The organism is Micromonospora sp. A202, from assembly GCF_006715105.1.
Classification (GTDB): domain Bacteria; phylum Actinomycetota; class Actinomycetes; order Mycobacteriales; family Micromonosporaceae; genus Micromonospora; species Micromonospora zamorensis.
In genome coordinates this window covers 3313986-3330875 of the sequence record NZ_VFMP01000001.1, presented here as the reverse complement: position 1 = coordinate 3330875, position 16890 = coordinate 3313986, and the positions used below count along the sequence as shown (strand labels likewise).

The following is a 16890-nucleotide window of genomic DNA, read 5'->3' as shown; positions in this document are numbered from 1 at the left end:
CGCTGTCGCATTTGTTTGAGCCCGACGACAGCCCGAATGACTATTCTGGAGCTTTGGGCCCTACTGCGCTTTCGTGGGCCTCGGCATGCTACATCTGGCCGTGGAGACCGTTGATGACCTTCTCCGCCGCGGGTCGGTCGTCGGGCCAGTTCTCCACGCGGGCCGCCACGTAGAGGGTCTGTGCCGGAGAGCCCGGTCCCAGTGACCCGGGCGGCGCCGCCCAGACATGTTCCATCATCAGGTGCAGGGTCCGGCGGCCCATCCAGTCCGGAGGTGACAGGAGATCGGCAAGCCAGGTGCTGTCGTCGACGGCCCAGGCGGACGGGTCCACGAACGGCGGCCGTAACCGGGCCCTGGCCTCGGCATCGCACGGCGGCGGGCACGGTGCCAGCAACACGCGCAGCGAGGTCGTCTGGCCGGTCGTGTCGGCGGCCCCCTCGGAGCACTCCCACTCGGCTGTCGACGCGGTGCCGGTGCCGGGCAGACTGAAGACGAGGCACCGCCATTCGGTGCCCCTGGGCACCAGAGCTTCCACCGGCAGCCCCGGTTCGCCGAGGGGCACCGCCTCGTCCGCGACGAAGCTCGCGCCACCGAGGGTTCCTCCGGAGGGAGACGACATCGCGCGTGGCGTCGACAGTGGATAGTGCGGCGACGCCGGCAGAGGAGGCATCGACACCGGGGCGGCAAACCGGTCCACGACGGCTGTCTGTGCGCGCTCGACCGGCCCGGCGACGACCCGTCCCAGCGCGTAGCCGCCCACGGAGAGGGCCACGGCGACGACCACCAGCACGGCGTTCGACTCGCTCAGCATTCTGCGCGGCATCGCGCGGCCACCTCCTGCGCCAGATTCCGCACGGCCTCGAACATGGCGTCCCGGGCCGCGTACGCAGTGTCCAGTTCGGTGGCGATCGTCACCGTGCCGATCCGAGCGGTGACCTGGGCGGTCTGCCGTCCGTCGTCGGCATAGGCGAGGCCGTGCTCGTAGGACTCATCGCCGATCCGAACGGGCGTCGGACGTGGCCGGCAGCGGGTGCAACGCCAATCGCCCACGTCGGCACGGGCCCGTCGCACCGCGGACTCGCCGTCCGTCCGCGTGTGCCGGTGGTAGCCGAACCAGAGCACCACCTCGTCGCGGTGGGCGCCCACACCCACCCAGCCGGTGTACACGCACAGGACGTATCCCCGGCCGCCACGCTCGACCGCCGGCCGCGACGCGTCGGGCACCAGTCGAGCGACCGACTCGGGACGAACGAGGCCGCAGACGTCGACGGCCGGAGGGCGGCTCGGCACGTCGGCGGTCAGCGTCTGCCAGCCGAAGAGGCCCATGCCGACGCTGCCGCCGACGATGAGCGCGTTTCGCAGCCGGTAACCGATCCGCCACCGCATACCGTCCGAGCGTAGGGCGTCGGCACGCCACTGCCATCGCGTGAGCGTCTACCCGACAGCGCCACCTGGCCGGCATAGGCTGGGGGAATGGTCGTTATCGCGTGCGTGCTCCTGGTGGACCCAGACGGGCGGCTGCTGCTGCAACTGCGCGACAGCAACGCGCCGCACCACCCGGACGTCTGGGGTCTGCCCGGTGGCCACGGCGAGCCGGGGGAGACGCCGGAGCAGGCCGCCGAGCGGGAGCTGTGGGAGGAGACCGGCCTGCGCGCGGACGGGCCGCTGCGCCCGATCGCCGTGCAACCGTTTCCCGAGCTGGGTCGGGTGAAGCACTACTTCCTCGGCCGCACCCGGGCCCGGCAGGAGGACGTGGTGCTCGGTGAGGGCGCGGCGATGGTCTTCGTACCCGGCGACGAGGTGCTCGACGGCCGCCCCTGGACACCGGGCGCCGTCGAGGTGCTGACCCAGTTTTTCGCCTCACCCGAGTACGCCGCGATGACGACCGGCCGGGCGGTCACGGGGCCGGTTCAACCCGCCGGAGGGCTCCAGTCCGCATAGCGGGCCATGCCGCGCAGGGCGGCTGGGCCGGGGTGAGCCGCGTCGCGGCGTCCCGCATCGCGACGACGAGCCGGTTGCACGGTCCACCGACCCCGATCGGCAGGGCGACCAGTTCGTCTTGAAGGCGCCGTGGGTTGGCTGTGGATCGGCGGCGTGGTGCGGTGGGCTGGCGCTCTGGAGCTGAATCGCTTACGACATCAGGCGCCCGCGATGCGTTCACGACATCAGCTCCAGAGCGAGCGCGGGCGGCGCGGTGCCGCGAACTGGTGGCGACCGGTGGCGGGTGACGGCGGAGTGCCGACCGCTGGCGGTCAGACCCGGTCGGCGCAGTGAAGGGGAGATTGGCGATGGTGCGGTTCAGCGGTCTGCGGACGGCTGGCGGGCGTGTGCGGCACGGCTGGCGACCGGTGGTGGAGGCAACCGTCGCGGCCACGGTGGCCTGGCTGCTCGCCACCCGGTTGCTCGGGCACCCGCAGCCCTTCTTCGCGCCGGCCGCAGCGCTGATCGTTCTCGGTCAGGCCCGGGGCCAGCGCATCCGCCGGGCCGTCGAGGTCGTCCTCGGGGTCGCCGCCGGGGTGCTCGTCGCGGACCTGGTCGTGCAGGCGCTCGGCCCCGGCAGCACCTGGACGGTCTTCACCGTCATCCTGCTCACCGTGCTCCTCGCGGTGGCCTTCGGCGCCACCGGCGTGACGCTGGTGCAGGCCGCGGTCTCCGCGCTCTACCTGGTGGTGGTCGCACCACCGGACGGCACACTGGTGCCGTTCCGCTTCGTCGACGCGCTGATCGGTGGCGCGGTCGCGCTCGCGGCCAGCCTGCTGGTCGACGCCCGGCGCCCCCTCGCGCCGCTGGTCGCCGAGGTCCGGCGAACCTTCGACGAGTTGGCCGGGCTGCTGGGCGGGATCGCCGACGCCCTGGACCACCGCGACGAGGCCGCGGCGGTCGCCGCGCTGACGCAGGCCCGGGGGATGGACGCCCGGGTCGACGGCCTGCGCGACGGAGTGCTCGCCGCCGGCGAGGCGCTGCAGCTCAACGTCCGTCGACGTCGGCACATCGGTCGGCTGAAGTCGGTCGACGAGTCGATCCGGCAGATCGACTACGCGGTACGCAACGTCCGGGTTTTGGCCCGCGCCGGTGTGACACTCAGCCGGACGCACGCCCCGGCACCACCCGAGCTGGGTGCGGCCCTGCGGTCGTTGGCCGAGGCGGTCCGCGAGGCCGGCGCTGCCCTCGCCGCCGACCTGACGGGGCAGCACGAGATCGCCGATCAGCACGCAACTCGAGCCGACGAGTCGGCGCTCGCCGCCGTGCGCACCGCCGGGCAGCTCTTTGGCTCGACGCAGGCCCTCCCACTGGCGATGATCATCGGTCAGGTCCGGGCCACGGCCATCGACCTGCTACGTGGCGTCAACCCCGACGACGACGCCGCCGTCCTCGCCCGGGTGGACGAAGCCCTCGGCCTCCCGGCGATCTGACCCGTCCCCGACCGACGCCCTTGCCTCCTGGCCGCGGCCCGGTCAGGTGGTCAGCCAGGTGGTGGCGGCAGCGCGGATCGGCGCCGGGATCTCGTGACCGCCGGGGAACTCCTCGTAGGTGACCTCGTAGCCACGGCTGTGCAGGTGCGGGACGAGCCGGCGGCTGCACACGTCGATGGGCAGCACCCGGTCGTCGACGCCGTGCGAGATGAAGATCCGGGGGTGACCGTCGGTGACCGGTGGCGCGGCGAAACCGGGGGAGAAGGCCAGCACCGCGTCGACCAGGTCGCCGTTGGCCAGGCCCAGCGACAGCGCGTACGAGGCGCCGTCGGAGAACCCACCGAACGTCACCTCCTGGATCGGGTAGCGGTCGAAGACGGTCGCCAACAGCCCGTCGATCCGCGCCACGTCCGCGCCGAAGCCGCCAGCGATCAGGTCCCAGCTGGCCGCCGACGACTGCGGGGCGACCAGCAGCAACTGGTGCTCGTCCGCGACGGGCAGCAGCAGGTCCAGCCCCTGCCGCGCCGAGCCGCCCGCACCGTGCAGGAGCAGCACCAACCGGTACGCCGACCCGTCGGTCGCAGGCTCCGGGGCGTACGCCATCGCCAGCTGGTCACCGTCGGGGCCATTCATGGGCACGAGCCCGGTCGGCCCCGGCACCACCGGCGGGTGGCGGCGGGCGGTCAACCGGCCGTGCCGGGGGTCCTGCGGGGTCCGGTACGGCGGCGCGGAGTCGGGCACAGGCCACCCCTCGCAGTCGAGGAAAACGTCCGACGCGGTTACCCGCCCCGACCTGGGTTAACCGTCGCCGAGGTGCTGACCGTTGGCTCAGGCGCTGGCCCGGGCGACTAGTTCGGACGGGAAGAGAGTCGCCGGAGCGGCCGGACGTCCGTCCAGCAGGGCGGTCGCCGCGGCGGTGGCGATCTGCCCCACCGGGTGGCTCGCCGTGGTCAGCGCCGGTGCGGTCATCGCGGCCAGCGGGATGTCGTCGAAGCCGGCCACCGCCACGTCGCCCGGCACCCGCACACCGGCGTCGCGCAGCGCCGCCATCACCCCGAGCGCGGTGTCGTCGCTGATGGCGTAGATCGCGTCGACGTCCGGCCAGCGGTGCAGCGCCTCCTCGGCCGCTGTCCGGCCGCGCGCCGCCGTGAAGTCCCCGGGCAGCACCCGCTCCGGCAGGCCGGCCTGACGCATGAGTCGGCGGTACGTCTCCACGGGGCGTTGCGCGCAGGGCAGCCACCGGGGGCCGGTCACCATGGCGATCCGGCGGCGACCGGTGGCGTACAGGTGGCGCAGCACCGCGTCGGAACCGGCGGCGTTGTCGATGTCGAACGACGGCACGGTCGCGGAGCCGATGCCGATCGAGACCACCCGGCCGTGCAGCGACCGTGGCACCCCGTCCAGCAGATCCTCGGTGGTGTTGATCAGTATCACACCGCAGACGGTGCGATCCTCGGCGAGCTTGTCGAGGCTGCGCGAGCCGCCGAGCGGCAGCCACTGCAGCGCCACCCCCACGCCGGCGGCCGTGCAGACCCGGGCGGCCGAGCCGACCACCCGGTGGACGTACGGGTCGTCCAGCACCGCCTCGTTGGCGGCCAGCGCGGCCACCACCAGTCGTACGCCGCCGCCGCGGACCAGCGCTCGGGCAGCCGGGTTGGGTACGTAGCCGAGTTGGCCGACGGCTGCCGTGACCTGTTCCCGGGCTGTCGGCGAGGCGAACCCCGTGCCGGCGATCACCCGCGACGCGGTGGACCGGGACACCCCGGCGACCCGCGCCACGTCCTCGAGAGTGGCCGGCCGGTGTGCCGCTGCCGTCATCGTTGCCTCCTGCGGCGGCCCATCTGGTCGGACAAACGCCAGTTCACATCATGCCCTGGTCACTCCAACAGCGGTAAGGGGATTACCGGTTGTGGTGGTAGCGCTCTCAGGTGTGCGATCGTCCCAGGAGATCACCCCGAAGAAGAGGATCAGACGCGTGAGCGCCCCCACCAGCAGAGCTGTTGCCCCGGCCACCACATCGCCGCCGTCACGGGCGGTGCTGCTCGCCCGCAACGGCGTGGCGGTCACCTTCACCCTCAACGGGCTGGCCGTCGGCAGTTGGTTCTCCCGGGTGCCGGCGGTCCGCGAGGCGCTGGACCTCTCCGCCGGCCGGCTCGGGTTGCTGCTGCTGGCGATGAGCGTCGGCGCGCTGCTCGCCATGCCCACCTCCGGCCTGCTCGCCCAGCGACTGGGCGCGGCCCGCACCGTGACCCTGGCCTCCGTGCTGGTCGCGGTCGGCCTGACCGTGGCGGGGCTGGGCGCAACGATGGCCGGCTCGTTCGCCGTCGTCGCGCTCGGGTTGGTCGCCTTCGGCTACGGCTCCGGCGCCTGTGACGTGGCGATGAACGTCGAGGGCGCGGCGGTGGAACGGCGCCTGAGGCGTACCGTCATGCCCCGCTTCCACGCCGCGTGGAGCCTCGGTTCGGTGGCCGGCGCGGCGCTCGGCGCCGGGGCGGCCCGGTTCGACGTGTCGGTGGGCGCGCACCTCGTCGGGGTGGCGGTGGTCGTACTGATCGGCACCGCACTCGCGGCCCGGACGTTCCTGCCGCTGGGCGGCGATCACGCCGGCGACCCGGCGGACGCCACCCCGGCTGCCCGTCGCCGGGCGCAGCTCGCTGCCTGGCGGGAGCCGCGCACCCTGCTGATCGGGCTGTTCGTGCTGGTGGCGGCGTTCACCGAGGGCGCCGCCAACGACTGGCTGGCGGTCGCGTTCGTGGACGGCCGGGACCTGAGTGAGGCCGCTGGCGCGGCGGTCTTCGGTGTCTTCGTCGTGGGCATGACCATCGGGCGCACCGCGGGCACCGTCGCGCTGGACCGGTGGGGTCGGGTGCCGGTGCTCAGCGGCACCATCGGGCTCGCCGTGGTCGGTGCCAGCCTGGCCGTGCTGGCTGGCTCCGGGCCGGTGGCGATCGTCGGCGTCGCGCTCTGGGGCCTCGGCGCGTCGCTGGGCTTCCCGGTCGGGATGAGCGCGGCGGCCGACGAGGAGGCACACGCGCCGGTGCGGGTGAGCGTGGTCGCGGTGATCGGCTACACCGCGTTCCTGGGTGGGCCGCCGCTGCTGGGGCTGCTCGGCGACGAGGTAGGCACCCTGCGCGCGCTGCTGGTGGTGCCGCTGCTGCTGCTGCCGACCCTGCTGTTGGTGCGGGTGCTGCGCCCGCCGCACGCCGTCGAACCGGCTCCGTCAGCACACAAAAACTAACCCCATTCACCGCCGAGCGGTATCGGGTGCGCGGCCGACTGCGCCGCGTACCCGGGCTGGTTAGTGTCGCCCGATGCCAACCGACGAGATCACCGCGGCAGCGGCGGGCACTGCGCCGTGCCGGAGCCCTGACCCTGACCCTGACCCCCGAAGAACGAAAAACCTGGCCTGATCCCCGCCCCTCCACCTGCCTGGCCTGCCCTGTTGATCATGAAGTTAGCGGCGCGACACGCCGGTGTCGATGTCGCTAACTTCATGATCAACGGTGTGAAAGGGGGTGGCAGGGGGACGGACGGGGGTTAGGGGTGGAGCCAGATTTGGAGGGGGCCCGTCGAGTGGAAGCCTGCTTGTCGGGCGGGGGGTAGGTCCGGGGCTTCCTCGTAGCCGACCAGGGACGCGGTGGGCAGGGTGGCGCACACCGCCCGCCAGATGGCCTCGGGGTCGTCGGTGCGGGTGAACAGGTTGGAGACGCCGTACCGGCCGTCGCCACCACTGAGAACCGCGCCGCCGGTGATCACACCGCTGTCGTCGTGGCGGGCGAGCACCCGTACCCGGGGATCGGTCAGGAGCGCGGGGCGGAACAGCTCGCCACCGCCGTGTGCCGCTGCCCAGGCCGCCAACTCGTCCGGGGTGCTGACCGGGGTGAGCGGCGCGTCGGCCGGTGGTTCCGCCGGAGGGCGGTGGACCCACTGGGCGTCGAAGAGCACTTGGAAGCCGTACCCGGATAGGTCGAGGTCGGCGAAGCTGTCCTTCACCGAGGCGCCGGGCCCCGCGTCGATGCGCGCCAGCAGGGCCTCGGCGTCGACCCCCGGCCGCAGGGTGACCGCGTCCGGATACCACGGGGGTGAGCGGCGCGGGACCGACCAGGCCTCGTCGTCGGTGAGGCCGGCCAGCCCGTGGCTGCCGCAGACGATGTCGCACCATTCGGCGTTGTTGCGGGCCGCCGCCACCCGCGCGTCCTTCAGCACGCCCGGCAGCATAGGCGGCGCCAGGGCACGCCGTCATGGTGCGTAGACCAGGTCCATGGTGTCGGTGTGACCGGACCAGCGCAGGTCGAGGCGCCAGCAACCGGGCTGGGGCATGTCGATGATCGACGGGCCCGGTCCGCCGGCGACTTCCCGGGTGACCCGGGTGTCGGTGCCGTCGAGCGTCGCGGTGATCACCAGGGTCGCCGGTGCGCTCGTGTCGGGCGAGGTCGTGGCGGCCCGGGCCACCCAAAGGATCTTGTTATTCGACCCGTCCTTGCGGTGCTGCCGCAGCGGATGGGCGAACACCACCGCCACGATGTCACCCTTCGCGCCGAACACGTGCGGGACCCGGGCGTCCCCGCTGAACCCGGCGTCCGCCCAGTCCGGCAGCGACCCGGTCTCGACCCGCGCCGCGCAGCCGGTCGTGGCGCTCGCCGTGGCGGCCGTGGCGCTCGCCGTGGTGGCGGCAGAGTTCGTCGGCGCGGCTGCCCCGCCGCTGGTCGTGGTCGTGCACCCCGCCAGCAGGACCACCGATGATGCCAGCACCCATCTGCCCCAGGAAACCATCTCGCCCCTTCCGGTACGTGCCGACGCCTCGTCGCACCGTCATGACACCGGCCGCGCCCGCCAGGTTCCCTGGAACACCTAGCGCAGCGAGCGGGCGATCTCGATCGCCTCCGCCTTGCCGACGGCACCCTCCAGCCGGTAGCTCACGTCGCCCTCCTGCCAGATCAGGGTCGAGGCGGCCAGTCGGGCGGTCTCCTGGCGGACCCCGCCCGAGCGGTCCACGTACGACAGCACGTGTGGCCCGTCCACCCAGATGGCGAAGTCGCCGTTGACCTGGACCCAGTCCGCTCCCGGCGGGCTGACCTCCTTGTGGAAGGCCAGATTGAGACGACCGTCGAACGCGTCGACGCGCAGTGCGCCCCCGTTGTAGAGCAACGTCGCCACCCGGCAGGTGCCCGTGGCGTCGGGGTCGGCGACCAGCACCCGCTCGGGTGGGCCGAGCTTCGCGGGTTGACGGATCGGGAACCGCACCGCCCGTTGGGCCTCGTCCAGGGTGATGGACCGCTGGCCGGGCAACGGCGACGGCGTGCCGCCGGGCAGCGTGCGGGCGGGCGTGGTGGCGATGCTGACACCGGCGAAGCGCAGCAGCCCCGTGACAGCGTCGGCGACGGCGGCGCGGGTCGGGGGCACCACCGCCACGACCACGGCGACGAGCGCCGCCGCGGCAAGCGGACGCCACCGGCGCGCCGGCCTGTCGAGGCGTACGCGGACACGAGCGGTCACGTCCGGCGCATCGGGTGTCTCCAGCCAGGCGGAGAGGTCGCGCAGCTCCCGTTCGAGGTCACCCATGCCGGACCTCCTCGCGGTCGAGCAGGCCGCGAAGCTTCGCCAGCGCCCGGGACGTGCGCGACTTGACAGTGCCCCGGGGCCACCCCAGCGCCGCCACCGTCTCCTCCTCGCTGAGGTCGAGGAAGAACCGGCAGACGATCACCTCGCGGTCGCGTACCGGGAGCTGACGCAGGGCCTGCACCAGCGAGGCGCGGCGCTCCCCGGCGAGGACGGCGCCGACCGCCCCGTCCTCGGCGATCTCGGACGTCGGGTCCGCCGCCGCGGCCCGCAGGACGAGCCCGTCCCGCCGGCCGCGGGACCGGTGCAGGTTGCGGGTCTCGTTGGCGACGATCGCGAGCAGCCACGATCGGAAGGACGACTCGCCCCGGTAACGGGACAGCTTGCGGTACGCCTTCACGAACGCCTCCTGGATGACGTCCTCGGAGTCCGATCCCGCGCCGAGCAGCACCGCCGTCCGGTGTGCGGACGCGGTGTGCCGGGCGACCAGGAGGTCGTACGCCTCCAGGTCACCGGCCCGAGCGCGGGTGACGAGAGCGTCGTCGTCCAGGGGGAGGCCTCCGTTCGGATCACACTCATGACACCGCCTACGCCACGGTGGTTCCACCCGTCCCTTTTGACGCGGGTCAGCTGTCTCCCATCCGGCGTGCAGCGTATTGCCAGGATTCGGTGCTGCACTGGAGGGGCGTCGAGGAGAGGGGCTGGTCATGAGCTGGTTCAACCGCCGGTCACGGGGTGCCGAGGCGACCCCGACGAAGCTGGACCGGGAGGCGACCCGCGAGGATCTCGCGGCGCTGGAGGAGTTCGTCGCCAGCCGGCGGGGGGTGGAGTTCTACCTGGAGCCGGAGACGACCGCGACGGACACCACGGTGGTGGCGATCGCCCACGACGGCGAGTGGATCCGTCGTCGTACCGGCACACCGCGGGCGGCGGGGTCCATCGCCCGCGAGCACGCGGTGCCGCTGTACGAGGCGGCGCGCACCGGATACCCGGAACGGATGCGCACCTGGAGCCGGGCCCACCCGGAACGGCACGCCCGCTGAGGCTCGTCTGTTCAGGCGGCCTCGACGGCTGAGCGGGCCTGCTCAAGCGTCATCGGCTCGGCGTCGATCATCACACTGCCGCGCTCGTCGGCCACGACGGCGACGCCGGCCTGGACCACCTCCGGGTCCGAATCGCCCGGGCAGAACCAGACACGGCCGGCGAGGTGGTGGAATCGCATGGCGACGATGGTGATCCTCCCGTGATTGATCGCGGACGCTGCTCCGGTGGTCGCCGATCCTAGGTGAGGGTGCCGCATGCCACCGCACCCTCGGACGATCGGCGCAGGCCAGGGTAGGTGCTACCTCCCTTTGCTCTGCTTACCTATCTGCACCAGACACGGAGCGTCACTGGTGCCTATAGGTAAGCAGAGCAAAGGAGGGCTGGCATTGATTCGGGGCTTTGCAACGTGACGGTTCGAGGGCAGACAAGTCGGCGAATCTCGATGAGGGGCGCCAGTTCGGCGGGCTGGGCCAGCGTTGACCGGCGGCGCGGCGGTGTGGCAGCATTCGCGGCCTGACGGCAGTGAAGGAAGTCGGTGCGATTCCGACGCGGTCCCGCCACTGTCACCGGGGAGCGATCCCCCCTCGTGAGTCACGGCCGTGTGTCTGCGGTTGGAAGGCCGGGGGAGAGCGTCGATCCGGAAGCCAGGATACTTCGGCCGTCGGGACGTACCCCAGGGCGTGGACACCCGAGGAGGACCCGATGACGCATGGCGTCTCATTAATCGACGAGCATCGTGATGACCCGCATCGCGGGCGCCGCACCGCACCCACGACCGGCCGGACCAGCATGCTCCGGGCCGGCCTCGTCGGCGTGCTCCAGGTCGCCCGCGTCGGCCACCGGCCCCGCTGAGCTGAGCGCCCGGCGCTGAACGGCCCCGACGCCCGCGTCGCCAAGCCGATCGCGCCGTCGTGCTGGCTGACGCCGCACCCACCCGCTTCGTCCAGGTCGCCTCCGTGGCGGCCAGGGCGTCACTCTCCGGAGCCTGCCGTGCGCATCCTGCTGCTCTCCACCGCCGACACCGATCTGCTGGCCGCCCGCGCCAGCGGCGCCGACTACCGGCTGGCCAACCCCGCCCGGGTCGCCGCCGACGAGGTGCCCGCCCTGCTCGAAGGGGTCGACCTCGTCGTCGTACGCCTGCTCGGCGGCCGACAGGCCTGGCCGGACGGCCTCGCCGCGGTGCTCGCCACCGGCGTGCCGACGGTCGCGCTGGGCGGCGAGACGCTGCCCGACGCGGAGCTGATGGCCATCTCCACAGTGCCGTCCGGGGTCGTCACCCAGGCTCTGGCGTACCTGGTCGAGGGTGGGCCGGACAACCTGGCGCAGCTGGCCCGGTTCCTCTCCGACACGGTGCTGCTCACCGGCGAGGGGTTCGCCCCGCCCGCACCCACCCCGGCATACGGCGTGCACGGCGAACACCCCGCAGACCCGGACCGGCCCACGGTGGGAATCGTCTTCTACCGGGCGCACGCGCTCGCCGGCAACACCGGTTTCGTCGACGTCCTCGCGGACGCGGTCCACAAAGCCGGCGGCAACCCGCTGCCGATCTTCTGCGGCTCGCTGCGGGGCCTGACCACGGGCGCGGGGCCGCTCGGGCTCTTCGCCCGCTGCGACGCGCTGCTGGTCACCGTGCTCGCGGCCGGTGGCGCGGTCGCCGCGGACGCGTCCGGGGGCGGCGACGAGGACGCCTGGGACGTGGGCGCCCTGGCCGCCCTGGACGTGCCGATCATCCAGGCGCTCTGCCTGACCAGCACCCGTGAGCAGTGGGCCGGCAGCGACGCCGGACTGTCCCCGTTGGACGCGGCGATGCAGGTGGCCATCCCCGAGTTCGACGGCCGGATCGTCAGCGTGCCGTTCTCGTTCAAGCGGATCGACGCCGACGGGCTCTCGGTCTATGCCGCCGACGCCGAGCGGGCCGCCCGGGTCGCCGGGATCGCCGTGCGCCACGCCCGGCTGCGGTACGTGCCCAACGCCGACAAGCGGGTCGCCGTCGTCCTCAGCTCGTACCCCACCAAGCACTCACGGGTCGGCAACGCCGTCGGGCTGGACACCCCGGTCTCGGCGGTCCGCCTGTTCGCCGCACTCGCCGAGGCGGGTTACGACCTGGGTGACGCTCCACCGCCCGAGGACGGCGACGCGCTGATCCACGCGCTGATCGCCGCCGGCGGTCACGACGTGGAGTGGCTCACCCCGGAGCAGTTGGCCGCCGCCGAGGCCCGGATACCGGGGCCGACGTACCGGCGCTGGTTCGATCAGGTCCCGACCGAGCTGCGCGAACGGATGCGGGAACACTGGGGTGAGCCGCCCGGCCAGCTCTACACCGAGAGCGGCGACGTCGTGCTCGCCGGGCTGCGCTTCGGCAACGTGGTGCTGCTGATCCAACCGCCGCGCGGTTTCGGGGAGAACCCGATCGCCATCTACCACGACCCGGACCTGCCGCCGAGTCACCACTATCTGGCCGCGTACCGCTGGCTGGCCGCGCCGGTCGCCGACGGCGGCTTCGGCGCGGACGCCGTGGTGCACCTGGGCAAGCACGGCACCCTCGAATGGCTGCCGGGCAAGGGCCTCGGTCTGGCCGCCGACTGCGCGCCCGACGCGGTCCTCGCCGACCTGCCGCTGGTCTACCCGTTCATCGTCAACGACCCCGGTGAGGGCACCCAGGCCAAGCGCCGGGCGCACGCCGTGGTGATCGACCACCTGGTGCCGCCGATGGCCCGCGCCGAGACGTACGGCGACCTGGCCAAACTGGAGCAACTGCTCGACGAGTACGCCACAGTGCAGGCCCTCGACCCGGCGAAGGTGCCCACCGTGCGGGCGCAGATCTGGGACCTCGTACGCGCCGCCGAGCTGCACCACGACCTGCACGCCGAGGCGATGCCCGACGCGGACGACTTCGACGAGTTCGTGCTGCACCTGGACGGGTACCTCTGCGAGGTCAAGGACGTGCAGATCCGCGACGGTCTGCACATCCTCGCCGACGCGCCCACCGGCGAGCCCCGGGTCAACCTGGTCCTCGCGGTCCTGCGCGCCCCCCAGATCTGGGGTGGCGCCCGCGCCCTGCCCGGCCTGCGGCAGGCGCTCGCCGTCGCGTACTCCCTCGACGAGCAGGCGCTGCTCGCGGCGCCGGGTGAACGACTGACGGTGCCCACGGCGCTGACCGACGTGGTGGACGGGCCGGCCGGCACCGCCGCCGACGCCGTCGACCTGATCGAGGCCCTCGCCCGGCGGTTGGTCATCGGGATGGAGACGCTCGGCTGGGACGCCGAGGCCGTCGACGCGGTGGTGGCGGAGGTGACCGGCCAGCCGATGCCGGACGTCGCCGCCGTGCTGCACTTCGCCGCCACCGAGCTGGTGCCCCGGCTGGACCGGACCACCGACGAGCTGACCAACACCCTCGGCGCGCTCGACGGCCGGTTCGTGCCGCCCGGCCCGTCCGGTTCGCCCACCCGGGGCCTGGTCAACGTGCTGCCCACCGGCCGCAACTTCTACTCCGTCGACCCCAAGGCCATCCCCAGCCGCAACGCCTGGGACGTCGGGGTGGCCCTCGCCGACTCGCTGCTCGCCCGGCACCTCGCCGACACCGGGGCGTACCCCCGCTCGGTGGGTTTGACCGTGTGGGGCACCAGCGCGATGCGCACCCAGGGCGACGACATCGCCGAGGTGCTCGCGCTGCTGGGTTGCCGGCCGGTGTGGGACGAGCGGTCCCGGCGGGTCACCGGCATCGAGGTGGTGCCGACCGCCAAGCTGGGCCGGCCGCGCGTCGACGTGACAGTGCGCATCTCCGGGTTCTTCCGCGACGCGTTTCCGCACGTGGTGGCACTCCTCGACGATGCCGTGCGGCGGGTCGCCGTCTTGGACGAGCCGGAGGAGGAGAACTACCTGCGGGCGCACGTCGCCGCCGACGTCGCCGAGCACGGTGACGAGCGGCGCGCGACCGCCCGGATCTTCGGCTCGAAGCCCGGGGCGTACGGCGCGGGCCTGCTGCCCCTGATCGACGCGCGGACCTGGCGCAGCGACGCGGACCTGGCCGAGGTGTACGCGGTGTGGGGCGGCTACGCCTACGGCCGGGGCCTGGACGGGCGGGAGGCGCGCGCCGACATGGAACGCTCCTTCGCCCGGATCGCGGTGGCGGTGAAGAACCAGGACACCCGCGAGCACGACATCGTCGACTCGGACGACTACTTCCAGTACCACGGCGGGATGGTGGCGATGGTCCGTCACCTCACCGGCACGTCACCGCAGGCGTACGTGGGTGACTCGGCGATGCCGCACGACGTGCGCACGCGCACGCTGGGCGAGGAGACCCGGCGGGTGTTCCGGGCCCGGGTGGTCAACCCGAAGTGGATCGCCGCGATGCGCCGGCACGGCTACAAGGGCGCGTTCGAGCTGGCCGCCACAGTGGACTACCTGTTCGGCTACGACGCCACCGCCGGCGTGGTCGACGACTGGATGTACGAGCACCTGGCCGCCGCGTACCTGTTCGACGACACCACCCGCGAGTTCCTGGAGCAGTCCAACCCGTGGGCGTTGCGCGGCATCACCGAACGCCTGTTGGAGGCCGCCGACCGGGGGCTGTGGGCCAAACCCGAGCCGGCCACCCTGGACCGGCTGCGCGACACGTACCTGGCCAGCGAGGGCGACCTGGAGGATCGGGTGTGAGCGCGAGGAGTGAGCCGGGTTTGCGAGCCCCGCAGTCGCGATCGAAGGAAGGCACAGTGATCGTCAATTATCCGTTCAGTGCCGTGCTTGGCATGGCCGACATGCGGCTGGCGCTGCTGCTCAACGCGGTGTCCCCGGCGATCGGCGGTGTGCTGGTCCGGGGTGAGAAGGGGACCGCCAAGTCCACAGCCGTTCGGGCACTCGCCGCGCTGCTGCCGCCGGTCCGCCGGGTCGCCGGCTGCCGCTTCGGTTGTGACCCGGCCGAGCCGGACCCGGGCTGCCCGGACGGGCCGCACCCGGCCGGTGCCGCCGCCGAGACGCGTCCGGCCCGGCTGGTGGAGCTGCCGGTCGGCGCCGCCGAGGACCGGGTGGTCGGCTCGCTGGACCTGGAGAAGGCCCTCGGCGAGGGCGTACGCGCTTTCGAGCCGGGTCTGCTCGCCGCCGCCCACCGGGGGGTGCTCTACGTCGACGAGGTCAACCTGTTGCACGACCACCTCGTGGACCTGCTGCTGGACGCTGCGGCGATGGGCCGCAGCCACGTCGAGCGCGAAGGCGTCTCGGTCAGCCACGCGGCCCGGTTCCTGCTGGTCGGCACGATGAACCCGGAGGAGGGGGAGCTGCGTCCGCAGTTGCTCGACCGGTTCGGGCTCACCGTCGAGGTGGGCGCCAGCCGGGACCCGGAGGTCCGGGTCGAGGTGGTCCGCCGCCGGCTCGCCGCCGACGCCGACCCGGCCGGTTTCGCCGCCCGGTGGGCCGACGCCGACGCGGAGATCGCCGGCCAGGTGGCCGACGCCCGACGCCGGCTTCCCGGGGTACGACTTCCGGACGCCGCGCTGCGGCAGATCGCCGAGGTGTGCGCGGCGTTCGACGTGGACGGGATGCGCGCCGACATCGTCACCGCCCGTACCGCTCTGGCCCACGCCGCCTGGCACGGCCGGGACCGGGTGAGCATCGACGACGTCCGGGTGGCCGCCCGACTGGCCCTGCCGCACCGCCGCCGCCGCGACCCGTTCGACACCCCCGGCCTGGACGAGAAGCGCCTGGACGAGGCGTTGCAGCGTGCCCAGGACGCCCACCCCGACGAGCCGGACGACCCGGGCCCGGACGACGACGGCCCGGGTGGTGGCGGCCCATCAGGCGGTGGCGGCCCGGCCGGCGGTGGGGGGAGCGGCGGCGACGTGGTCGACCAGCGTGTACCCGGCCCGGCCGAGAGTGCGCCCGCCGAGGGTGACGCCGGCCCGGACGGGCGGACCGAGGTGTCGAGCGGAGCTGACGACGACGGCTCGCCGCAGCGCCCGACGGACGACCCCGACGGGCACGCTCAGCCCGGCGACCGGCACACCGCGGACGGTGGCGACGACCCGGACCAGGGGCGCAACGGCGGCGCCGACGGGCAGCCGGTGGCCGTACCCCGGGGTGGTCTGAAGGCACGGGTGCTCACCGCGCCCGGTGTCGGTGACGGCGTGCCGGGCCGGCGTTCGCGGGCCCGCACCGGGCGGGGGCGCACCACCGGGGCCCGGGTGCCGACCGGCCGGGTCGGGGCCTTGCACCTGCCGGCGACGGTCCGCGCCGCCGCGCCGCACCAGGCATCCCGGGGACGGGTGAGCGGCCCGCTGCGGTTGCGCCCGGACGACGTGCGGGAGGCGGTCCGGGAGGGGCGGGAGGGCAACCTGGTGCTGTTCGTGGTGGACGCCAGCGGCTCGATGGGTGCCCGGCAGCGGATGACCACAGTGAAGGACGCGGTGCTCGCCCTGCTCACCGACGCCTACCAGCGGCGGGACAAGGTCGCGGTGATCGCCTTCCGTGGCGCCGAGGCGCAGACGTTGCTGCCGGCCACCTCGTCGGTGCTGGCCGCCTCGACCCGGCTGGCCGAGTTGCCCACCGGTGGGCGTACGCCGCTGGCCGAAGGGCTGCTCGCGGCCGCCGACCTGCTGCGGGTGGAGCGCCTGCGCGACCCGTTGAGGCGTCCGCTCGTCCTCGTCGTCACCGACGGCCGGGCCACGGCGGGCAACCGCCCGCTGGACCGCGCCGCGGCAGCTGCGGCGGTGCTCGCGGCGACCGGTGCGCCCTGCGTCGTCGTCGACTGCGAGACCGGCCCGGTCCGCCTCAACCTGGCGCGTCGACTGGCCACCCAGTTGGGTGCCCCCCACCACCCGCTGACCGCTCTCACCCACCCCGACACTCGCGACAGCGCGCTTCCCGTCGCGGCGTGACG

Annotated in this window: 16 protein-coding genes and 1 riboswitch; of the genes, 7 read left to right on the top strand and 9 right to left on the bottom strand. The window is 73.4% G+C overall.

Features of this window, described 5'->3' with window-relative positions:
* Window positions 1-88 precede the first annotated feature (88 nt).
* Both FBZ33_RS15560 and FBZ33_RS15555 read right to left on the bottom strand, forming a co-directional pair.
* Window positions 89-823 carry a hypothetical protein gene (locus tag FBZ33_RS15560; RefSeq protein ID WP_141909602.1) on the bottom strand — a complete coding sequence of 245 codons (735 nt, stop codon included), beginning with the start codon at window positions 821-823 and terminating at the stop codon, window positions 89-91.
* The gene (locus FBZ33_RS15555) at window positions 805-1386 is read right to left on the bottom strand and encodes a hypothetical protein (protein WP_141909601.1); all 582 of its coding nucleotides are present in this window, start codon (window positions 1384-1386) and stop codon (window positions 805-807) included. The genes FBZ33_RS15560 and FBZ33_RS15555 overlap by 19 nt, the downstream gene beginning before the upstream one ends.
* 87 nt (window positions 1387-1473) lie before the next feature.
* Here FBZ33_RS15555 and FBZ33_RS15550 point away from each other — a divergent pair, with 87 nt between their 5' ends.
* Both FBZ33_RS15550 and FBZ33_RS15545 read left to right on the top strand, forming a co-directional pair.
* Complete coding sequence (locus FBZ33_RS15550; RefSeq protein ID WP_141909600.1) at window positions 1474-1941, top strand: NUDIX domain-containing protein; 468 nt, start codon at window positions 1474-1476, stop codon at window positions 1939-1941.
* Window positions 1942-2288: 347 nt separating this feature from the next.
* Window positions 2289-3413, top strand: a complete 1125-nt coding sequence (locus tag FBZ33_RS15545; RefSeq protein ID WP_141909599.1) for an aromatic acid exporter family protein — start codon at window positions 2289-2291, stop codon at window positions 3411-3413.
* 42 nt (window positions 3414-3455) lie between these two features.
* Here FBZ33_RS15545 and FBZ33_RS15540 read toward each other — a convergent pair whose 3' ends face one another.
* Entirely contained in the window at window positions 3456-4154 is a 699-nt protein-coding gene (locus FBZ33_RS15540; RefSeq protein WP_141909598.1) for an alpha/beta hydrolase, read from the bottom strand.
* An 87-nt stretch (window positions 4155-4241) separates the two neighbouring features.
* Window positions 4242-5231 (bottom strand): LacI family DNA-binding transcriptional regulator, encoded by a 990-nt coding sequence (locus tag FBZ33_RS15535; protein WP_141909597.1) that lies wholly within the window; start codon window positions 5229-5231, stop codon window positions 4242-4244.
* Here FBZ33_RS15535 and FBZ33_RS15530 point away from each other — a divergent pair.
* Entirely contained in the window at window positions 5137-6651 is a 1515-nt protein-coding gene (locus FBZ33_RS15530; protein WP_370453014.1) for an MFS transporter, read from the top strand. The genes FBZ33_RS15535 and FBZ33_RS15530 overlap by 95 nt on opposite strands.
* Window positions 6652-6950: 299 nt before the next feature.
* Here the strand turns inward: FBZ33_RS15530 and FBZ33_RS15525 are convergent, their stop codons facing one another.
* Both FBZ33_RS15525 and FBZ33_RS33385 read right to left on the bottom strand, forming a co-directional pair.
* The gene (locus tag FBZ33_RS15525) at window positions 6951-7619 is read right to left on the bottom strand and encodes a hypothetical protein (RefSeq protein WP_221629468.1); all 669 of its coding nucleotides are present in this window, start codon (window positions 7617-7619) and stop codon (window positions 6951-6953) included.
* Between the two features lie 33 nt (window positions 7620-7652).
* Complete coding sequence (locus FBZ33_RS33385) at window positions 7653-7934, bottom strand: hypothetical protein (protein ID WP_255508881.1); 282 nt, start codon at window positions 7932-7934, stop codon at window positions 7653-7655.
* A 1-nt stretch (window position 7935) separates the two neighbouring features.
* Here FBZ33_RS33385 and FBZ33_RS33380 point away from each other — a divergent pair, with 1 nt between their 5' ends.
* Window positions 7936-8268 (top strand): hypothetical protein, encoded by a 333-nt coding sequence (locus FBZ33_RS33380; protein ID WP_255508880.1) that lies wholly within the window; start codon window positions 7936-7938, stop codon window positions 8266-8268.
* Here the strand turns inward: FBZ33_RS33380 and FBZ33_RS15515 are convergent.
* Complete coding sequence (locus FBZ33_RS15515; protein ID WP_141909594.1) at window positions 8265-8975, bottom strand: hypothetical protein; 711 nt, start codon at window positions 8973-8975, stop codon at window positions 8265-8267. The two genes, FBZ33_RS33380 and FBZ33_RS15515, sit on opposite strands and share 4 nt — an antisense overlap.
* On the bottom strand, window positions 8968-9579 hold the full coding sequence (locus tag FBZ33_RS15510) for an RNA polymerase sigma factor (protein WP_141909593.1): 612 nt from the start codon (window positions 9577-9579) through the stop codon (window positions 8968-8970). Before FBZ33_RS15510 ends, FBZ33_RS15515 begins: the two co-directional genes overlap by 8 nt.
* A 100-nt stretch (window positions 9580-9679) precedes the next feature.
* On the opposite strand from FBZ33_RS15510, the gene FBZ33_RS15505 reads away from it, so the two are divergent.
* A complete protein-coding gene (locus FBZ33_RS15505; RefSeq protein ID WP_141909592.1) occupies window positions 9680-10015 on the top strand; it encodes a hypothetical protein in 336 nt (111 codons plus the stop codon).
* 11 nt (window positions 10016-10026) lie between these two features.
* Here FBZ33_RS15505 and FBZ33_RS32780 read toward each other — a convergent pair whose 3' ends face one another.
* The gene (locus FBZ33_RS32780) at window positions 10027-10194 is read right to left on the bottom strand and encodes a hypothetical protein (RefSeq protein WP_185755311.1); all 168 of its coding nucleotides are present in this window, start codon (window positions 10192-10194) and stop codon (window positions 10027-10029) included.
* 347 nt (window positions 10195-10541) lie between these two features.
* A riboswitch (cobalamin riboswitch) is annotated at window positions 10542-10671 on the top strand.
* A 335-nt stretch (window positions 10672-11006) separates the two neighbouring features.
* Here FBZ33_RS32780 and cobN point away from each other — a divergent pair.
* Both cobN and FBZ33_RS15495 read left to right on the top strand, forming a co-directional pair.
* The gene (cobN, locus tag FBZ33_RS15500) at window positions 11007-14675 is read left to right on the top strand and encodes a cobaltochelatase subunit CobN (protein ID WP_141909591.1); all 3669 of its coding nucleotides are present in this window, start codon (window positions 11007-11009) and stop codon (window positions 14673-14675) included.
* Window positions 14672-16888 carry a magnesium chelatase subunit D family protein gene (locus FBZ33_RS15495; RefSeq protein WP_141909590.1) on the top strand — a complete coding sequence of 739 codons (2217 nt, stop codon included), beginning with the start codon at window positions 14672-14674 and terminating at the stop codon, window positions 16886-16888. Before cobN ends, FBZ33_RS15495 begins: the two co-directional genes overlap by 4 nt.
* The last annotated feature ends 2 nt before the right edge of the window (window positions 16889-16890 follow it).

What these genes read in the sequence shown, in the direction of transcription:
- FBZ33_RS15560 (WP_141909602.1), bottom strand. Translation starts at nt 823, where the DNA reads ATGCCGCGCAGAATGCTGAGCGAGTCGAACGCCGTGCTGGTGGTCGTC.
- FBZ33_RS15555 (WP_141909601.1), bottom strand. Translation starts at nt 1,386, where the DNA reads ATGCGGTGGCGGATCGGTTACCGGCTGCGAAACGCGCTCATCGTCGGC.
- FBZ33_RS15550 (WP_141909600.1), top strand. Translation starts at nt 1,474, where the DNA reads ATGGTCGTTATCGCGTGCGTGCTCCTGGTGGACCCAGACGGGCGGCTG.
- FBZ33_RS15545 (WP_141909599.1), top strand. Translation starts at nt 2,289, where the DNA reads ATGGTGCGGTTCAGCGGTCTGCGGACGGCTGGCGGGCGTGTGCGGCAC.
- FBZ33_RS15535 (WP_141909597.1), bottom strand. Translation starts at nt 5,231, where the DNA reads ATGACGGCAGCGGCACACCGGCCGGCCACTCTCGAGGACGTGGCGCGG.
- FBZ33_RS33380 (WP_255508880.1), top strand. Translation starts at nt 7,936, where the DNA reads ATGTCACCCTTCGCGCCGAACACGTGCGGGACCCGGGCGTCCCCGCTG.
- FBZ33_RS15515 (WP_141909594.1), bottom strand. Translation starts at nt 8,975, where the DNA reads ATGGGTGACCTCGAACGGGAGCTGCGCGACCTCTCCGCCTGGCTGGAG.
- FBZ33_RS15505 (WP_141909592.1), top strand. Translation starts at nt 9,680, where the DNA reads ATGAGCTGGTTCAACCGCCGGTCACGGGGTGCCGAGGCGACCCCGACG.
- FBZ33_RS32780 (WP_185755311.1), bottom strand. Translation starts at nt 10,194, where the DNA reads ATGCGATTCCACCACCTCGCCGGCCGTGTCTGGTTCTGCCCGGGCGAT.